General features: G+C 67.9%; 1 protein-coding gene. It reads right to left on the bottom strand.

Translation table 11 applies throughout. The annotated features are described in order from the left end of the window. Positions 1–899: hypothetical protein (locus ACFFU4_RS18380; protein ID WP_377070528.1), on the bottom strand; the 899-nt coding region annotated here is incomplete at both ends.

The following is an 899-nucleotide window of genomic DNA, read 5'->3' as shown; positions in this document are numbered from 1 at the left end:
CGCAGATGGTGCGACCGCCAGTTCGACGAGTATTCCATTGTCACCGGAGGGCTGCGACATGAAAAAAGAGGTCGATATGGCCTGGATCACGCCGTCCAAGGTGCCATCCCCGGCCACCGGTGTGTCGTGCGCGCGCGGGTCATCGTCCACGCAGGTCACCGGCGCGTAACCGTCGCGCTCCTCGCCCACCTCCTGCACGATGAGGCGCATCTGTTGCGTGGAGGCGGGGCCGATCACGCCGCGGATCGGCTCGTCGCGGGCGGGGCTGCGCGCGATCCAGTCGCGGGGATCGCCCCCGTAATCGGCCACCACCCGGTCCATTTCTTCCTGTGCGATGGTCACGGCCTCGAAAGGGACCGACCCATCCGGCACGGTGATGGCAAAGGGCCCGATCACGCTGCCATCCGGGGCCGATAGCATCATCAGGATCTGTTCGGTCGTGTCGAAAGGGTCCACCGTGCGCCCCAGTTCGATCGACAGCCCCTCCCACGCCTCGACGGACACCGCCACGCCGTCGGTCATCTCCGCATGCGACAGCGCGATCGGATCGCCCCGCAAGAGCAGCCGGTTTTCCAGCTCGGCCTCAAAGGAGACCGTCACCGAGCGGTAGCGCGAGGCGCGAAAATCATGGCCGACCTCGCGCAGCAGATGATCGCGGTTGACGATCCCGAAATACCGCTCGCGGCGCTCGCGCCCCGAGAACGCGCCGACGGCGATCTCGCCGGGCCTCCAGGTGCGCTCGTCCATGAACTGCGCGACGAGCCGCTCCGGTCGCTCGCTTACCGGCAGGCGGGGCCGGATGCTGAGGCTGCCGCGCCGGATGTTGCGTTCCGAGAAAAGCTGCCGGGGTATGGGCTGCGGCGTGTCCCGCCACAGGCGGATGCGCCGCCCGATCTGAT

Origin of the sequence: Roseovarius ramblicola (assembly GCF_042430665.1) — a bacterium.
GTDB lineage: Bacteria > Pseudomonadota > Alphaproteobacteria > Rhodobacterales > Rhodobacteraceae > Roseovarius > Roseovarius ramblicola.
Note: the sequence above shows the minus strand (reverse complement) of the source record. Positions and strands in the feature narration are given on the sequence as shown.